This is a genomic window from Streptomyces sp. NPDC002499, assembly GCF_053595415.1.
Window position 1 is genome coordinate 239,506 of sequence record NZ_JBSFXO010000002.1, and the last position, 16,238, is coordinate 255,743.

Here is a 16,238-nt window from a genome sequence, read left to right on the forward strand (position 1 = left end):
TCTGGCGGGCGTATGAACGGCATCCCCAGCCGACCGGCCGTTCGCCCAAGGGCATGCCGCCCGCCAGTGACAGGAAAGGGGCTCCACCCATGGCTCGCGTACTCATCACCGGGGCATCCCGCGGCATCGGAAAGGGCGTCGCGACGGCGCTGCACGAACAAGGCCACGAGGTCATCGCCACCGCCCGCAGCGTGTCCATGCTCGACGACCTGCCGGCGGCGCAGAAGCTTCAGCTCGACGTCACCGACCAGGCCTCGGTCGACCATGCGCTGGCCGAGGCAGGTCACATCGATGTCCTGCTCAGCAACGCCGGAGCGACCGTGCGAGCGCCCCTCGAGACGATCCCGCTCACCGCCCTGAGCGAGCTGTTCGAACTCAACACCTTCGGCGCCCTGCGCGTCGCACAGGGCGTCCTGCCCCAGATGCGCCGACGCGGAACTGGACAGCTGATCTTCATGTCCAGCGTCCAGGGTCGATACGTGATCCCGCTCATCGGCGCCTACGGCGCGACCAAGCACGCCCTTGAGGCCCTCGCCGAGACCCTCGCCATCGAGACCCGCCACTTCGGCGTATCCGTACACGTCGTGCAACCGCCCGCCGTGGCCTCCGGTGGTGCCGAACGCGCCCAGGTCCACCTCGACGACACCAACCCCTACCGCCCGCTGCTGGACAGGCTCGGCCCCTTCCGCGCAGCGCCGGTCTCCGTCCAGGAAGTCGCCGACGCCGTGACGACGACGATCGCGGAAGGCGACAAGGCTCCCTTCCGCATCCCCGTCGGCGAGAACGCGGAAGCCGTCCTCGCAGCACGCAAGGCCGCACCCGACACCGAACCCTTCCTCGCCGCACACCTCGACTGGTAACCACACCCGCACACCATCACCAGCCGCGGACCAGCCGGTCAGCGAGCTCGGGCCAGGTGTTCGATCCGTTGGTGCAGATACTCGACGTGGTCCTCGGACTCCGGCTTCATCAGCACGCTCCTGAGGATCCGGGCGCCGTCGACGTCCGCGGTGATCCGAGGGTGGCGCGCGGTGAACGCCTCGCGGTCGGCCCTGAAGGTGCTCAGGAAGATCGGGTCGGGGCTGGTCATGCCCTCGGTGAGGATGCGGGCGGAGGCCGTGTCGATGGCGGTCAGGGTGGCCGGTTCGACGGCCGGGAAGTAGCTGACGATGTCGAGTTCCGGCCGCTGGTAGAGCCGCAGGTGCTCGGATGCGTCGATGAGGTCCGCCCACTTCAGTGCCGCGCGTCGGCCGGCGGCCAGGACCTGGCCGAGACCGTCCGGTGTGGGCGGCAGGAGTTGGAAGGTGAGCCAGAGGGCGGCTGCGGAGGCGCCGGCGCGGGAGCACTCCAGGCTGATCTCGCCGAGGTGGAGTTCGGCAGAGGTGAAGTACGTGTAGGGCGAGTCGTGGAGGTAGAAGCGGCCGACCTCGGGGTCGCGGAAGAGGACCGCTCCGCAGCCGTAGGGCTGGAGGCCGTGCTTGTGGGGGTCCACCACGACCGAATCGCATCGCGCGATGGCCCTCCAGGGCTCCGCCGGCAGCCCCTCGGGACCGTCGGCGCCGGCGAGGAGGGTGAAGAAGCCGCCGTAGGCCGCGTCGACATGCACGCGGACACCGTGCCGCTCCGCGAGGGGAACAACCTCGTGGACCGGGTCGATCGCACCGAGCCCGGTGGTGCCGGTGGTGACCACGACCGTGCCCACCTCCCCGGTGCCCAGGATGTCCTCCAGAGCTTCGAGGTCCATGCGGCCGTGGTCGTCGGTGGGTACGGGGTGACCCTTCAGTCCCAGTACGTGGCACATGCGGCCGTGGGTGTAGTGGGCGTCCTGGCTGTAGGCGACGCCGCGGCCCGGGTGGAGTTCGCGGGCGACGAAGAGGGCTTCGAGGTTGGCGATCGTGCCGCTGGTGGTGAGGTGGCCGAGGTGGGTGTCGTAGCCGAACATCGAGGCGAGCCGGGCGACGACCTCGCGTTCCATCGCCGCGGTGGCGGGACCGCCGTCCAGGGCGTGGTTGTTGGGGTTGATCAGCATCGCGGTGACATAGCCGACCACGGCGGCGGGGTGCGGGGGCTTGAGCATCTGGCCCGCGTAATGCGGGTGGAAGAAGGGGTAGTTGTCCTTCAGTCTTCCCGTGAGTTCCCCGAAGGCGACGGCGAAGCGGTCGTCGTCCACCAGGAGGGAAGGGTGTGTTCGGTAAGGGCCGTAGGTGTCGGCCCAGTCCTGTATCGCGTGGGTGGCTCGGCCGAGCCAGTGCTGCAGATCCACTGCTCTTCCTCACGTCTTCTCTCCGGTGAGCCGGAGGCCCACCGAGCGATTCGGTTCGTGCTCTCACGCCTCCTCAGGCGAGCGTGACCTCCACCGGCAGCTGCTTGATTCCGTTGACGAAGTTCGAGCGCACCCGCGGCACTTCGCCGACCAGACGGATGTCGGCGAGGCGGGGGATCAGTTCCTCGAACATGATGCGGATCTCGGTGCGGGCCAGCAGGTTGCCCAGGCACAGGTGGGGGCTGCCCTTGCCGAAGGTGACGTGGTCGTTGTGCTGCCGGGCCACGTCGAGGGCGTAGGGGTCGGTGAAGACCTCCTCGTCACGGTTGCCGGAGGCGTACCACATGACGACCTTGTCGCCCTCCTTGATCCGTTTGCCGCCGAGTTCGACGTCCCGGGTCGCGGTGCGGCGGAAGTGGTAGACGGGGGACGCCCAGCGCAGGAACTCCTCGACCGCCGTGGGGATCAGGGACGGGTCGGCCTTGAGGCGGGCCAGCTGCTCGGGGTGCTGGAGCAGGGCCAGCATGGAGTGGGTGATGGTGTGGCGGGTGGTCTCGTTGCCGGCGACGACCAGGAGCAGGAAGTAGTTGTCGAAGTCCTGCGCGGAGAGCGGGACGCCGTCGCGCGGGGTGGTGTTGACGAGTTTGGAGACCAGGTCCGTGCCCTCGCCGCCGCGCCGCTGCCTGGCCAACTCCCGCCCGTACTCGAAGACTTCGAGCGATGCGGGCGAACGGAACGGCAGGTCGCGGTACTTCTCGCTCTCCTCGCTGTGCAGGAGCACGTCGGCGTAGTCCGGGTCGGTGTTGCCGATGATGCGGTTGCCCCAGTCGATGAGCTGCTGGTTGTCCTCCGGCGGGACGTCGAGCAGCCGGGCGAGCACGTTGATGGGGAAGTCGGCGGAGATCTCCTTCACGAAGTCGAAGCTGCCCTTGGCCAGCGCCGCGTCCAGGGTCTTCGCGGTCAGGCCGCGCAGAAAGTCCGTGTAGCTGTTGATCACCCCCGCCCCGAACTGCCGCTGGATCACACTGCGCAGCGCCCGGTGGCGGACACCGTCGAGTTCCAGGATGGAGGCGCGCTTCTTGATCTGGTCGTCGTCGACCTCTTCGAGGTTGACGAACCGGGTGGACGTGAAGGTGTCCGCGTCCCGGTCGACGCGGGCGATGTCGGCATGCCGGGTCACCGACCAGAAGCCGGAGTTGGGGGCCTCTTCCGGCTGCCAGTGGACGGGGTCCTCGTGGCGCAGGGTGTGGAACATGCGCCACGGGGTCACGCCGTCGGTGAAGTTGTCGAGGTCGGCGAGGTTCACGTCCGCGAGCGGCAGCGGCTCGTTCGCGGCGGTGGTCAGGGTCGTCTCGGTCATCGGTGGCTCCTGGGGGTCGTACGGGCTGTCACAGGTGGTAGGCGTACTCGGTGAACTCCCAGTCGGTGACGTGCCGTTGGAAGCGCTCGACCTCGTTGCGCTTGTAGGCGAGGAAGGACGCGGTGAAGTCCTTGCCGAGCACTTCGGCCAGGACGGTGTCCGCCTCGAGCGCGTCCAGGGCCTCGGACAGGGTGCCGGGCAGGGTCGCGGAGCGGGCCGGGTCGTAGCCGTAGCCCTCGAGCGGGGCGGGCGGCTCCTCGGCGGCCACCACGCCCAGCAGCGCGGCGGCGATCGTGCCGGCGATCGCGAGGTAGGGGTTGGCGCCCGCGTCACCCAGCCGTAGTTCGAGGCGGGCTCCGGCGCCGCGCTCGGGCGGGATGCGGACCATCGCGCTGCGGTTGTCCAGTCCCCAGTCGATCAGCCACGGCGCGAGCGTGTCGGGTCCGAAGCGTTTGTAGGAGTTGACGGTCGGGTTCAGCAGCGCGGCGAGGGCGGGCGCGTGGACCAGCACCCCGGCGACCGCATGGCGTGCGGTGGCCGAGAGACCGTGGGCGCCGGACGGGTCGTCGAAGGCGTTGCGGCCCTCGGTGTCGTCGCACGACAGGTGGAGGTGGAAGCCGGAGCCTCCGGCGTCGTTGAACGGCCTCGCCATGAAGGTGGCCAACCGGCCCTCCTTGCGGGCCAGTTCCTTGATGGCGGCCTTGAAGCGGAACGCCCGGTCGGCCGCCGACATCGCCTCCGAGTGGACGAGGTTGATCTCGAACTGTCCGCCGTCGAACTCGTGGTTGCCGCTGAGCACGCCGATGTTCAGGTCGCGCACCTGGCGCAGGGTGCGCAGGAGGTGGTTGTCGGGGTCGGCGCGCAGCCCCGCCGTGTAGACGACACCGGGGTCGGTCGCGTACCGGCGCCAGCCTCCGTCGGGGGTCGGCTCGCACAGGAAGTACTCCAGCTCCGGACCCACGACCGGCCGCAGACCGTGCTCGGCGCACCGGGCGAGGACGGCCTGGAGGAGGTCGCGCGGCGACTCGGGGGCGGGTGCCCCGGTCGCCGGGTCCAGCACCTCGCCGAGACAGGTGGCCACGCCGGGCTCCCACGGCAGCGGGAGAAGGGTGTCCAGGTCGGGACGTACGCAGATGTCGGGAAGACCGGCGTCGAGGCCGCCGCTGACCGGGACCACATCGCCCTGCGGACTGGTGTGGTAGACGGCCCGGCAGAAGGCGAGTCCGTGCTCCATGGCCCGGGGCAGTTCCGCCAGCAGGACGTCGCGGGCGCGGTCGGTGCCGATGAGGTCGGGGTAGGTCACCCGGACCACGTCGATGCCGTCGGCGGCGAGTCGCTCCATGTGGCGGCGGACTTCCGGGATGTCTTGAACACTCACCGTTGACTCCTCGGACGGACGGTGGGACGCCTACGGGACAGGGCCCGGAGGCGGGCGGCGTGAGGCATGAGGCATGAGGCCGGGACTCGGTGGTCGCGGGCAGCCCGGTCACGTTGTTTGACGCCAAACGGTAGGAGCGGTTCTCCCGTCCCGCAAGAGGCGGCGACAAGAAAATTATCCATCCGGATAGGTATTGACCCCACCCCGGCGGCTTCCTATCTTGTTTGAAGCCAAACGAGTCAGGGGCGGGTCTTCGAGCCCCTTTGGCCGGGGCCCGGCTTCCGGGCCGGGCCCCTTCTCCCCATCACCTCTCCGACGCCCTCACCTCAGGAGGACCGGCCATGAAGGTCGTCGTCGACATGAACAAGTGCCAGGACCACGGCCAGTGCGTCTTCGCGGCCCCCGACGTCTTCCAGCTCGACGACGACGGACACCTGGCCTACGTCCCCGACCCCGACGACGCCCTGCGCGACGAGGTCGAGGAAGCGGCGGACGTCTGCCCGCTCCAGGCCATCCGGATCGAGGAGTGATGACCGGCGCGGGTGTGGTCGTCGTCGGCGCCTCGCTGGGCGGTCTGCGCGCCGCCGAACAACTGCGGACAGCCGGCTGGACCGGGCCCGTGACGGTCATCGGCGACGAGCCGCACATGCCCTACAACCGGCCCCCGCTCTCCAAGGAGGTCCTCGCCGGCAAGGCGTCCTTCGACTCCCTCGCCTTCACCCCCAAGTCGAGCGCCGCCGACGTGGAGTGGCGACTCGGCCGCAGAGCCGTCGCGGCCGACCTCGCCGAGCACACCCTCACGCTCGACGACAGCACGACGCTCTCCTACGACGGTCTCGTCGTCGCCACCGGTATGCGCCCCCGGCGGCTGCGCTGCCCCGGGCCGCTGGCCGGCCGCCACACCGTGCGCACCCTCGCCGACGCCCAGGGCCTGCACTCCGAACTGACCCGGCCCGGCGTGCGCGTGGTCGTGGTCGGCGCCGGGTTCATCGGCTGCGAGGTGGCCGCCACCGCCGTAGGACTGGGCGTCGCCGAGGTGACGGTCGTCGATCCGCTGCCGTTGCCGATGGTGGGACCGCTCGGTGAGCTGCTCGCCGGTTCGCTGCTGCGGCGGCACCGGGAACGCGGGGTGCGATTCGCGCTCGGCACCGGTGTCGCCGGGTTCGAGGGCGACGACCGGGTCACGGGTGTCGTGCTGAGCGACGGAACCGTCCTGGCCGCCGATGTGGTGGTGGAGTCGGTCGGTTCGCTCGCCAACACCGAGTGGCTGGAGGGCAACGGGCTGGATCTCAGCGACGGTGTGCTCACCGATGAGTTGCTGCGGGTCGGGGGGCTGCCGTCCGTCGTCGCGGTCGGCGATGTCGCCCGCTTCCCCAACTCCCGCTACGACGGTGTGCCGCGCCGGGTCGAGCACTGGTCCATTCCGACGGACAGCGCCAAGCACGCGGCCAGGAGTCTGGTGGCCCATCTCAGCTGCTCCCAGGGCGAGTTGGCGGCCTTCGCGCCGCTGCCCACCTTCTGGAGCGACCAGCACGACTTCCGTCTGCAGTCCTTCGGTTCGCCCCTGCTCGGCCTCGGTGACGTCCGGGTCCTGGACGGCGATCCGGACGGTGACGTCATCGTCGGCTACCACCGCGAGGGCCTGCTCGTCGGCGTCGTCGCGCTCGGCGCTCCCACGACGGCCGCGCGGGCCGCCCGCTACCGCACCGCGCTGCTCCAACAGCCCGCCCTCACCGCGTAAGGAACCAACGTCATGGCCAGCGTCCGTGGTTACTTCCACCCCAAGACAGCGAGCGGTTCGTCGTCGCTGATCCCCGCGCCGCCCTGGCGCTACTCGGGCGACCTGCTCACCGTCGAATACCGCACGGATCCCGCACGGGTGCGTGAACTGCTGCCCGAGCCGCTGGAGTTGGCGGACGAGGACCCGGGTGCGGTCGCCCTGATCTGGGCCGACTGGCAGTCCTGCTCGCAGGCCGGGGACGAACTTCTCGACCCTGTGCGGGCCCAGTACAAGGAGGCGTTCGCGGTCGTGCGCTGCTCGTTCCGGGGCCGTACGTACTCGCGGTGCGTGTACATCTGGGTCGACAAGGATTTCGCGATCGCTCGTGGGCTGCATCAGGGGTATCCGAAGAAGCTCGGGTCCATTCATCAGACGCGGCCGCATCCTTATGGGCCCGCGCCCAGCATCGAGGCGGGCGCCCGCTTCGGCGCGACCCTCGCCGCGGCCGACCGGCGGCTCGCCGAGACCGTGGTGACCCTGCGCGAGCCCGCGGAGACGAACGGGTTCGTGAACGCCCACCCCATGGCCCATCACCGCTGGCTCCCCTCCGTAGAGAAGGGCAAGGGCCTGGCACTCGACGAGCTGATCGAGACGGGTGCGGCCGACTTCGAGGGCGGGCAACCGTGGGTCGGGGACGCCGAGTTGGCGCTGTTCGAGGCCCCCACTGAGGAGTTGGATCGGCTGGAGGTTCGTGAGCCGATTGCCGCGTATTACCGGCAGGTCGGGGTGGTCTGGGATGGTGGGCGGCTTCTGGAAGCAGGTACGTCCGGAGCGTCTGCCGGGTGAGGTGTGTGGGCGGGTGCGGCGCCGTTGTGGCTTGTCGCGCCCACGCGGCGGAGCCGCAGATCGATACAGCCCCGCGCCCCTAGGTGAGTGACCTCTCTCCCTGTTCAAGAAGGAGCCCTTCCCGTGTCCGACAAAATCGTCGTCGCCGGAGTATCCGTCGACACGCGCCACTTCATCGGCGGCCGACGCGTCGCCTCCCCCGACACCTTCGACGACGTCTCCCCCATAGACGGCCAACTCCTCGGCCCGATCGCCCGCGGTGGCCCCGCCGAGGCCGAAGCCGCGATCTCCGCCGCCCGCGAGGCGTTCCCCGCCTGGGCCGCCACTCCCCGTGCCGAGCGCGCCCGCATCCTGCACGCCATAGCCGACGGCGTGGAGAAGCGCATCGAGGAGCTCGCGATCGTCGAGACCCACGACAACGGCGCTCTGCTGCGCTCGCACCGCCGGGGCGTCATGCCCCGTGTCGCGCACAACTTCCGGTTCTTCGCCGACTGGTTGCTCGGCCTCTGCCACGAGGACTTCGACACCCGCGGCCACGCCAACCACGTCAGCTGGGACCCGGCCGGCCCGAGCGTGCTGATCACGCCGTGGAACGCCCCCTTGATGCTGGCCACTTGGAAGGTCGCCCCGGCTCTCGCGGCCGGGAACACCGTCGTCCTCAAGCCCGCCGAGTGGTCGCCGCTGACCGCCTCGCTGCTCGCCGACATCGCCACCGAGGCCGGACTGCCCGCCGGTGTCCTCAACATCGTGCAGGGCTACGGCGCGGAGATCGGTGACGCCCTCACCTCGCACCCTGACGTCCGCCGCATCAGCTTCACCGGCTCGGTACCCACCGCGAAGCGGATCGCCGCGTCGGCCGCCGCCAACCTCACCCCGCTCAGCCTCGAACTCGGCGGCAAGTCACCGCTGTTGGTCTTCGCGGACGCGGACCTCGATCTCGCCGTCGACCTCGCCGTCGAGCAGTACGACAACGCCGGACAGGTCTGTCTCGCCGCCACCCGCATCCTCGTGGAGGAGTCGGTCGCCGAGGAGTTCACTCGACGGTTCAGGGCGAAGGCCGCCGCCCTGGTCCAGGGCGATCCGCGGGACGAGGCGACCGACATCGGGCCGAACATCCATCCCCGTCAGTTGGAGAAGATCGACGGGTTCGTGCGACGCGCGGTCGAGGCGGGAGCGCGCGCGGTCATCGGCGGACACCCCGAGGACGGCCAGTTCTACGCGCCGACCCTGCTCGCCGATGTCGCCCAGGACTCGGAGATCGTCCAGGAGGAGGTCTTCGGACCGGTCCTGACCCTCCAGACCTTCACCACCGAGGACGAAGCCGTCCAACTCGCCAACGACACCCGCTTCGGTCTGGCCGCCACCCTCGCCACCGGCGACCACGAGCGCGCCGACCGCGTCACCGCCCGGCTCGTCGCCGGCACGGTCTGGGTCAACTGCTTCTTCGTACGCGACCTCCAGGCCCCCTTCGGCGGCTCACGCCAGTCCGGCGTCGGCCGCGAGGGCGGCACCTGGAGCTTCGACTTCTACTGCGACCTCAAGAACACCGTCACCGCCCCCAACGGATGGAACAACCATGGGTGAGATCGTCGGGGCCGGCCTGCTGGCCCATGTGCCCACCATCGTCCTGCCCGAGGCCGACCGCCTCGAACTCAACGAGGGCAAGGAGATCACCCTCGTCACCGGCCTCCGCCAACTCCGCGAGGACGTCTTCGCACGCGACGACTACGACACCGTCGTCGTCCTCGACTCGCACTGGGCGACCACCGTCGAGTTCGTCGTCGCCGCCCAGCAGCGCCGCGCCGGCCTGTTCACCTCCGAGGAGCTGCCGCGCGGCATGTGCCGCATGCCCTACGACTACCCGGGCGACCCCGAACTCGCGCACAACATCGCCGAGTTCGCCGACCGGCACGGCACCTGGATCACCCCGATCGAGGACGACCACCTGCCGGTCTACTACGCCACCATCAACCTCTGGAAGTTCCTCGGCGAAGGCCTGCCGGACAAGCGGTGGGTGACCATCGGCGTCTGCCAGACCGGGGACATGGAGGACCATCTGCGCCTGGGCCGCGCGCTCGCCGACGGCATCGCGGCCACCCCCGGCCGCCGGGTCCTGCTCATCGCCTCCGGCGCCCTCTCGCACACCTTCTGGCCGCTGCGCGAGATCCGCGACCACGAGGCCAGCGACCCCGCGCACATTCGTACGCCCGAAGCCCGCGAGGCCGACTACGAGCGGATCGCCTGGTTCAAGGAGGGCCGGCACGACAAGGTCCTCGACACCATGGACGAGTTCTGGAAGCACAAGCCCGAGGCGAAGTTCTTCCACTACCTGATGATGGCCGGGGCCTTGGGCGAACAGGCCTGCACCGCCCGGGCCCGTCAGTACGGGGAGTACGAGAACTCCGTCGGCACCGGCCAGGTCCACCTCTGGTTCGACCGCCCGGCCGGGGGCTGGACCGGTGACGACCTGCCCGCACCCGCCTCCCCTCGTACCCCGCACAGCCGCGCCTAGGAGAACCTCATGCCCGAGTACCGCCGCATTCTGCTGGACGGCGCCACCCTCGAGGTCACCGTCGACGGCGACGAACTCGTCGCCGGGGACGGCCGACGCGTCAAGACCGAAGAGGCGCTGCATCTGCCTCCGGTCGTGCCGTCCAAGGTGATCGCCGTCCACCTCAACCACCGCAGCCGCGTCGACGAGTTCCGCATCCAACTGCCCGACACACCCACGTACTTCCACAAGCCGACCTCCTCCCTCAACTCCCACAAGGGCGCGATCGTCCGCCCGGAGGGCTGCAAGTGGCTCAACTACGAGGGCGAGGTCGCCATCGTCATCGGGAGGACCGCGCGGAACATCTCCCCGGCCGAGGCGGGCGACCACATCGCCGGCTACACCATCGCCAACGACTACGGCCTGCACGACTTCCGCGACACCGACGCCGGCTCCATGCTCCGCGTCAAGGGCTCCGACACCCTCTGCCCGCTCGGCCCCGGTCTCGTCACCGACTGGGACTTCCACGGCAAGCGGCTGCGCACCTACGTCAACGGCCAGGTCGTACAGGACGGTTCGACCGACGAGATGAAGTGGGACATGCACTACCTCGTCGCCGACATCGCCCGCACCATCACCCTCTACCCCGGGGACGTACTGCTGTCCGGCACGCCCGCCAACTCCCGTCCCGTCCAGCCGGGGGACGTCGTCGAGGTCGAGGTCGAGGGGCTGGGCAGACTCACCAACCACGTCGTCACCGGACCCACCGCCATCCGTGCCGACGTCGGCGCCCAGCCGACCGAGTCCGAGGAGGTCCTGTCCACCGCGCTCGGCGGTGACTGGGAGTTCCGGGGCGTTCGTGCGCCGCGTCGCTGACGGCCCCGGCGCAGGTAGGGTCGCCTGCATGACCGAGCCCGCCGACCGCCCCCGCAAGCGCGTCACCTACGGCGCGGGCCGCGAGGCGCTGCTGGACGCCGCGGTGCGCGTGGTGGCACGCGGCGGACTGCGCAGGCTCACCTACCGCGCCGTCGCGGAGGAGGCGGGGGTCACCCACGGGCTCGTGGTGCACCACTTCGGGACGCGTGACGCGCTCATCGAGGCGGCGCTCACCCACGCCATCCGCTCCTCCCTCAGCAGCAGCGACCTCGAACCCGGCACCGGAAAGCCCGAGGACTTCTCGCTCGGCCTGACCGAGATGGTGGCGTCGGGACCGGACCTCCAGGCCTTCCAGTACGAACTGCTCCTGGAGTCCCGGCGCAGGCCGGAGCTGCTGTCCCACCTCCGTGCGCTCTACGACGAGTACTTCGCCGCCACCCGGCGCGAGCTTACCCAGATGCTGCCCGGACCGGTCGACGAGGGCCTGTCCCGGATGGTGTTCGCCACCCTGGAGGGCCTGGTCCTGCACCAGCTCGTCTTCGGCGAGCGCGAGGTCATCGAGGACGCCCTCGACGAGCTGCGGCGCGTCCTGCGGTTGCTCGCGCGGGAGCGCGACGGGCACTGAACGCCCCGCCCTCACCCACGGATCTCGGCTCCTCCCCCACTGATCACGGCTCCCCCGATCACAGCCGCGTAAGAAATCCGTGTCGGACACGGATTCTCCGTGCCACCCCCTTGCCAAACGGATAGTTCCGCCCCACGATGAGGCAACTCGTTTGGCCTGAAACGACCCTTCCCTTTCATGGCAGGTGATCCGAGTGGACAGTCAGGCGGTCGCATCCCAGCGGTCCGTGCGGGACGAACCCACGGCAGGCACGCTCAAACCCAACGCGCTCGGCGTGCTGGGCATCCTCTTCCTCGTTCTGTCCGCCCAGGCGCCGCTCACCGGCATCGCCGGAGCGGTCCCGATCTCCGTCGGCATCGGCAACGGTCCCGGCACCGCCGGCGCGTACCTGCTGGTCGGCCTGGTGACCCTGCTCTTCTCGGTCGGCTTCGTCACCATGGGCCGGCACGTCGTGGACGCCGGCGCGTTCTACACGTACATCGGCACGGGCCTCGGCCGGACCGCCGGGGCCGGCAGCGCGAGCGTGGCGCTCTTCGCGTACTGCGCCATCCAGGCCGCCATGTACGGGCTGTACGGCTCCATCGTCAGCGGTCTGGTCGACGCGCACACGGGGCTCGACCTGCCGTGGTGGGTGTGGTCGCTGGCGACCATGGCCGTCGTACAGGCGCTCGGCGCCACCGGGATCGACATGGGCGCCAAGCTGCTGGCCGTGTTCGTCCTGGCGGAGTTCAGCATCCTGCTGGTCTTCAGCCTCGTCACCCTCTTCAAGGGCGGCGGTCCGGAGGGCCTCGGCTTCTCGCAATCCTTCTCACCGAGCGCCGTGACCCAGGGCGCGCCGGGCGTGGCCGTGATGTTCGCCGTCGCGTCCATGTTCGGCTTCGAGGCCACCGCGATCTACGGCGAGGAGGCGCGCGAGCCGAAGAAGACCGTCCCTCGGGCCACGTACCTCGCGGTCGTGGTGGTCGTGGGCTTCTTCGCGCTGACCTCGTGGATGCTGGTCTCCGCGTACGGCCCGTCCAAGGCCGTCGACGCGGCGGGCAAGGCGCTGTCCAGCGGGGACTCGACGGCGTTCGTCTTCGCGCCGATCGCCGCGCAGTTCGGCGGCTGGGTCAACGACGTCCTGCCCGTCCTGCTGGCCACCTCGCTCTTCGCCGGCCTGCTCACCTTCCACAACTCGGCCAACCGCTACCTGTTCTCGCTGGGCCGCGACGGGCTGCTGCCCCGCCGCCTGTGCACCCTCAACACCCGGCACGCGCCCTGGACCGCGGGATGTGTGCAGACCCTCGTCGCGGTGGCCCTGGTGGTGCCGTTCGCGATCGCGGGCAAGGACCCGGTCCTGACGCTCTTCTCCTGGTTCAGCGGGGTCGCCGTCCTGGCGATGATGCTGCTCTACCTGCTGACCTCGGTGTCCGTGGTGGTCTTCTTCCGCCGCGAGCGGCTGGAGGTGCGGCTGTGGAACACGCTGATCGCCCCGGTCCTGGCCACGATCGCGGTCGCGGGTGCCGTCTGGCTCATCCTCGCCAACTTCACCACCCTCATCGGCGGCGAGCGCGGCACCGCCGTGTGGCTCGCCCTGTCGGTCCCGGTGGTCATGGCGCTGGGCGTCGTGACGGCGCGGCTGACCGGCCGGGCACCGGCGACCGCCGACGGCTGACCGATGCCCCCTCCCCCGGTGCGCGTGCGACGACACGACGAGCGCGCACCGGCGGGAGGGACGGCACCCGCCGCGGGCACGTGATCCGCACTCCCCCACCCGATGACGAAGTGGAGATCCCCATGCCGGCCGTCACCCATGACGAATGGCTCCGCCGCGCCAAGGCGTTCCAGGTGTCCGGCGCCCACCACATCGACGGCGCCGACGAACCCGGAGCGGGCGGCACCTTCCGGGTCGTCTCGCCCCGCGACGGCCAGGTGGTCGCCGAGGTCGCCGACGGCGGTCCCGCCGAGGTGGACGCGGCCGTGGCCGCCGCCCGCCGTGCCTTCGACACCGGCCCGTGGCCGCGCCTGGCCCCCGCCGAACGCGGCCGGGTCCTGCTCCGCCTCGCCGAACTCCTCGAAGAACAGCGGGAGTCGCTCGCCCTCGCGGTGAGCCTGGAGATGGGCAAGCCGATCACGGACGCCCACGACATCGAACTGCGCGCGGCCATCAACACCTTCCGGTGGTACGGGCAGTTGGCCGACAAGCTGACGGACGAGTCACCGCACACCGCATCCGACGCGCTCGCCCTCGTCACCCGCGAACCTGCCGGTGTCGTGGGAGCCGTCGTCCCGTGGAACTTCCCCCTGACGCTGGCGGGTTGGAAGGTGGCTCCGGCACTCGCCGCCGGCTGCACGGTCGTACTGAAGCCGTCCGAGAACTCACCGCTGTCCGCCCTGCTGCTCGGCCGGCTCGCGACGGAGGCCGGGTTGCCGCCGGGTGTCCTCAACGTGGTCACCGGAGATGGGCCAACTGCCGGTCGCGCGCTCGGACTTCACCCTGACGTGGACGTCCTCGCCTTCACCGGCTCCACCGCCGTCGGCCGGCACTTCCTGCGCTACTCCGCCGACTCCAACCTCAAGCGGGTCTGGCTGGAGCTGGGCGGGAAGTCGCCCAACATCATCCTCCCGGACGCCCCCGACCTGGAGAAAGCCGCCGCCACGGCCGCATGGGGCATCTTCTTCAACCAGGGCGAGATGTGCACCGCTCCCTCCCGGCTGCTCGTGCACTCCTCCGTCGCCGAGCAGGTCACCGAGGCCGTGGTCGCACGGGCCCGGGAGCTGCGGGTGGGCGATCCCCTGGACCCGGCGACCGAGATGGGCGCGCTGGTCGGCGAGGGGCACCTGGAGCGCGTACTGGGCCATGTGCGGCGCGGTGTCGACGAGGGTGCCCGGCTGCGTACGGGCGGCGCACGCACCCGTACGGACTCCGGCGGCAGCTTCGTCGAACCGACCGTGTTCGACCGGGTCGAGGCCGGCGCCGGGCTGGCGCGCGAGGAGATCTTCGGGCCCGTCCTGTCCATCATCTCCTTCAACACCCTTGAGGAGGCGGTGGAGTTGGCCAACGCCACCGAGTACGGCCTGGCCGCCGGTCTGTGGACCTCCGACCTGAGTACCGCCCACCGGGTCTCCCGGGCTCTCAAGGCGGGCACGGTCTGGGTGAACTGCTACGAAGAGGGTGATCTGACCGTGCCCTTCGGCGGGATGAAGCAGTCGGGCAACGGCCGCGACAAGTCCGCGCACGCCCTGGAGAAGTACACCGAGCTCAAGACGACCTGGATCCAGCTGTGACCGTGCCGCCGGATGCAGGTGTGACCGTCGCGCCGGATCCAAGTGTGACCGTCCCGGCGCGTCCGTTGATCGCCCTGCCCGCCCGCTTCTCCGCCACCACCTCCGCGCTGCGGTACGCGGCCGAGGTCAACGCCCGGGCCCTCGTGGAGGCGGTGTGGCGGGCCGGCGGCGAACCCGCGACCATCCACCCGCACGCCCCCGGCGGCACCGCCGACCCGGCGGAGGTCGCCGCCCGCCTCGCCCGGTTCGACGGGGTGCTGCTGCCCGGCGGCGGGGACCTCGCACCGTACCGCTACGGACTGGGCGCGACCCACGAGAGCGTGTACGACGTCGACGACCGTCAGGACGGCTTCGATCTCGAAGTCGCCCGGCAGGCACTGAAGTCGGGGCTGCCGCTGCTGGCCGTCTGCCGTGGACTCCAGGTCGTCAACGTGGCGCTCGGCGGCACCCTGGAGCAGGACATGGGCGGCCCGGACCGCGAACACCGGCACGTCGTGCACCCCGTGGCCCTGGAGCCAGGATCGCTCCTCGTGCGCGCGACGGGAGCGGAGAAGGTGGACGCCTCCTGCTATCACCATCAGCGCGTCGACCGCCTGGGCAGCGGACTGCGGGTGACCGCGCGGGCCGCCGACGGAACCGTCGAGGGGCTCGAACTCCCCGGCGCTCGCGGCTGGTTCGCGGCGGTGCAGTGGCATCCCGAGGACACCGCGCATGCGGAGGAGGCGCAGCAGGGCTTGTTCGGGGCTCTCGTGCGGGAGGCTCGGCGAACCCGCTGACCCAATCGACCGCTGTCCCGCTGAGCCTCAGGCCCTGGGCCGGCGTCCGCTGCGGCGGGGTGCCGGTGCCGCTCCGTCCAGCAGGGACTGTCGGCGCTCCTCACCGTGGTCCTCGATCTGGAGCACGACGCGTCGCAGCATGTCCGCGAGGCCGCGGCACTCGTCGTCGGTGAGCTGTCCGGTGACGAAGGCCTCCTCCTCGTTGAACTCCGGGAACAGCCGCTGCATCAGCTGCTCGCCCTCGTCCGTGAGACTCAGCAGAACCAGCCTGCCGTCCGACGGATGACCGGCCCGCTTGAGCAGCCCGCGCGACTCCAGCGTGCGCGCCACACCCGTCAGCGTCCCCTTGGAGATCCCCACCTCCTCCGCGACGTGCCGGGTCTCCGACTCGTCCCAGACCCAGACGACCCACAGGACGACGAAGGCGGTCCAGGTCAGGTCGGAGCCCCGCAGCACGGAGTTCTCCAGATGCTGGCGCGCCGCCGCCGCGGCCCGGTGGATGTTGGCGACCGCCGCCATCTGATCCCGGCGTATCGGGAAACCGCCGAGCCTCTGCGCGGCGAGTTTCTCGGCTTCGGTAATGGATCGATGGCCGGGCACGGGCGCTCCCTCTCTCACTGACACAGGTCGTTCGGG

At 70.5% G+C, this 16,238-nt stretch carries 15 protein-coding genes; 11 read left to right on the forward strand and 4 right to left on the reverse strand.

Going from position 1 to position 16,238, the window contains the following annotated elements; genetic code table 11:
* Positions 1 to 89: 89 nt before the first annotated feature.
* Positions 90 to 860: an SDR family NAD(P)-dependent oxidoreductase gene (locus ACWD5F_RS05735; RefSeq protein WP_451251418.1), complete on the forward strand. Its 771-nt coding sequence runs from the start codon at positions 90 to 92 to the stop codon at positions 858 to 860.
* A gap of 38 nt (positions 861 to 898) precedes the next feature.
* Here ACWD5F_RS05735 and ACWD5F_RS05740 read toward each other — a convergent pair whose 3' ends face one another.
* The 3 genes from ACWD5F_RS05740 to ACWD5F_RS05750 all read right to left on the reverse strand — a co-directional run bounded on the left by ACWD5F_RS05740 (position 899) and on the right by ACWD5F_RS05750 (position 4,965).
* Entirely contained in the window at positions 899 to 2,263 is a 1,365-nt protein-coding gene (locus ACWD5F_RS05740; protein WP_451251420.1) for a pyridoxal phosphate-dependent decarboxylase family protein, read from the reverse strand.
* A gap of 73 nt (positions 2,264 to 2,336) precedes the next feature.
* Positions 2,337 to 3,623: a cytochrome P450 gene (locus ACWD5F_RS05745; RefSeq protein WP_451251422.1), complete on the reverse strand. Its 1,287-nt coding sequence runs from the start codon at positions 3,621 to 3,623 to the stop codon at positions 2,337 to 2,339.
* 28 nt (positions 3,624 to 3,651) lie between these two features.
* Positions 3,652 to 4,965 carry a glutamine synthetase family protein gene (locus tag ACWD5F_RS05750; protein ID WP_451252272.1) on the reverse strand — a complete coding sequence of 438 codons (1,314 nt, stop codon included), beginning with the start codon at positions 4,963 to 4,965 and terminating at the stop codon, positions 3,652 to 3,654.
* A 377-nt stretch (positions 4,966 to 5,342) separates the two neighbouring features.
* Here ACWD5F_RS05750 and ACWD5F_RS05755 point away from each other — a divergent pair, with 377 nt between their 5' ends.
* The 10 genes from ACWD5F_RS05755 to ACWD5F_RS05800 all read left to right on the forward strand — a co-directional run bounded on the left by ACWD5F_RS05755 (position 5,343) and on the right by ACWD5F_RS05800 (position 15,602).
* A complete protein-coding gene (locus tag ACWD5F_RS05755; protein ID WP_451251424.1) occupies positions 5,343 to 5,531 on the forward strand; it encodes a ferredoxin in 189 nt (62 codons plus the stop codon).
* Entirely contained in the window at positions 5,531 to 6,742 is a 1,212-nt protein-coding gene (locus ACWD5F_RS05760) for an NAD(P)/FAD-dependent oxidoreductase (protein WP_451251426.1), read from the forward strand. Before ACWD5F_RS05755 ends, ACWD5F_RS05760 begins: the two co-directional genes overlap by 1 nt.
* A gap of 12 nt (positions 6,743 to 6,754) precedes the next feature.
* Positions 6,755 to 7,567, forward strand: a complete 813-nt coding sequence (locus ACWD5F_RS05765; RefSeq protein ID WP_451251428.1) for an acetoacetate decarboxylase family protein — start codon at positions 6,755 to 6,757, stop codon at positions 7,565 to 7,567.
* 123 nt (positions 7,568 to 7,690) lie between these two features.
* Positions 7,691 to 9,151: an aldehyde dehydrogenase gene (locus ACWD5F_RS05770; protein ID WP_451251430.1), complete on the forward strand. Its 1,461-nt coding sequence runs from the start codon at positions 7,691 to 7,693 to the stop codon at positions 9,149 to 9,151.
* A complete protein-coding gene (locus ACWD5F_RS05775) occupies positions 9,144 to 10,079 on the forward strand; it encodes a 3,4-dihydroxyphenylacetate 2,3-dioxygenase (protein WP_451251432.1) in 936 nt (311 codons plus the stop codon). The genes ACWD5F_RS05770 and ACWD5F_RS05775 overlap by 8 nt, the downstream gene beginning before the upstream one ends.
* Positions 10,080 to 10,088: 9 nt before the next feature.
* Entirely contained in the window at positions 10,089 to 10,934 is an 846-nt protein-coding gene (locus ACWD5F_RS05780; protein WP_451251434.1) for a fumarylacetoacetate hydrolase family protein, read from the forward strand.
* 28 nt (positions 10,935 to 10,962) lie between these two features.
* Positions 10,963 to 11,559 (forward strand): TetR/AcrR family transcriptional regulator, encoded by a 597-nt coding sequence (locus tag ACWD5F_RS05785; RefSeq protein WP_451251436.1) that lies wholly within the window; start codon positions 10,963 to 10,965, stop codon positions 11,557 to 11,559.
* 193 nt (positions 11,560 to 11,752) lie between these two features.
* Positions 11,753 to 13,213: an APC family permease gene (locus ACWD5F_RS05790; RefSeq protein WP_451251438.1), complete on the forward strand. Its 1,461-nt coding sequence runs from the start codon at positions 11,753 to 11,755 to the stop codon at positions 13,211 to 13,213.
* A gap of 122 nt (positions 13,214 to 13,335) precedes the next feature.
* A complete protein-coding gene (locus tag ACWD5F_RS05795; protein WP_451251440.1) occupies positions 13,336 to 14,826 on the forward strand; it encodes an aldehyde dehydrogenase in 1,491 nt (496 codons plus the stop codon).
* Between the two features lie 20 nt (positions 14,827 to 14,846).
* Positions 14,847 to 15,602 (forward strand): gamma-glutamyl-gamma-aminobutyrate hydrolase family protein, encoded by a 756-nt coding sequence (locus ACWD5F_RS05800; protein WP_451251442.1) that lies wholly within the window; start codon positions 14,847 to 14,849, stop codon positions 15,600 to 15,602.
* A 27-nt stretch (positions 15,603 to 15,629) separates the two neighbouring features.
* Here the strand turns inward: ACWD5F_RS05800 and ACWD5F_RS05805 are convergent, their stop codons facing one another.
* Positions 15,630 to 16,202 carry a MarR family winged helix-turn-helix transcriptional regulator gene (locus ACWD5F_RS05805; RefSeq protein WP_401714710.1) on the reverse strand — a complete coding sequence of 191 codons (573 nt, stop codon included), beginning with the start codon at positions 16,200 to 16,202 and terminating at the stop codon, positions 15,630 to 15,632.
* Between the last annotated feature and the right edge of the window lie 36 nt (positions 16,203 to 16,238).

Coding starts and splice junctions, on each gene's coding strand:
- ACWD5F_RS05785 (WP_451251436.1), top strand. CDS start 10,963: ATGACCGAGCCCGCCGACCGCCCCCGCAAGCGCGTCACCTACGGCGCG.
- ACWD5F_RS05795 (WP_451251440.1), top strand. CDS start 13,336: ATGCCGGCCGTCACCCATGACGAATGGCTCCGCCGCGCCAAGGCGTTC.
- ACWD5F_RS05735 (WP_451251418.1), top strand. CDS start 90: ATGGCTCGCGTACTCATCACCGGGGCATCCCGCGGCATCGGAAAGGGC.
- ACWD5F_RS05750 (WP_451252272.1), bottom strand. CDS start 4,965: ATGGAGCGACTCGCCGCCGACGGCATCGACGTGGTCCGGGTGACCTAC.
- ACWD5F_RS05760 (WP_451251426.1), top strand. CDS start 5,531: ATGACCGGCGCGGGTGTGGTCGTCGTCGGCGCCTCGCTGGGCGGTCTG.
- ACWD5F_RS05775 (WP_451251432.1), top strand. CDS start 9,144: ATGGGTGAGATCGTCGGGGCCGGCCTGCTGGCCCATGTGCCCACCATC.
- ACWD5F_RS05780 (WP_451251434.1), top strand. CDS start 10,089: ATGCCCGAGTACCGCCGCATTCTGCTGGACGGCGCCACCCTCGAGGTC.
- ACWD5F_RS05745 (WP_451251422.1), bottom strand. CDS start 3,623: ATGACCGAGACGACCCTGACCACCGCCGCGAACGAGCCGCTGCCGCTC.
- ACWD5F_RS05755 (WP_451251424.1), top strand. CDS start 5,343: ATGAAGGTCGTCGTCGACATGAACAAGTGCCAGGACCACGGCCAGTGC.
- ACWD5F_RS05765 (WP_451251428.1), top strand. CDS start 6,755: ATGGCCAGCGTCCGTGGTTACTTCCACCCCAAGACAGCGAGCGGTTCG.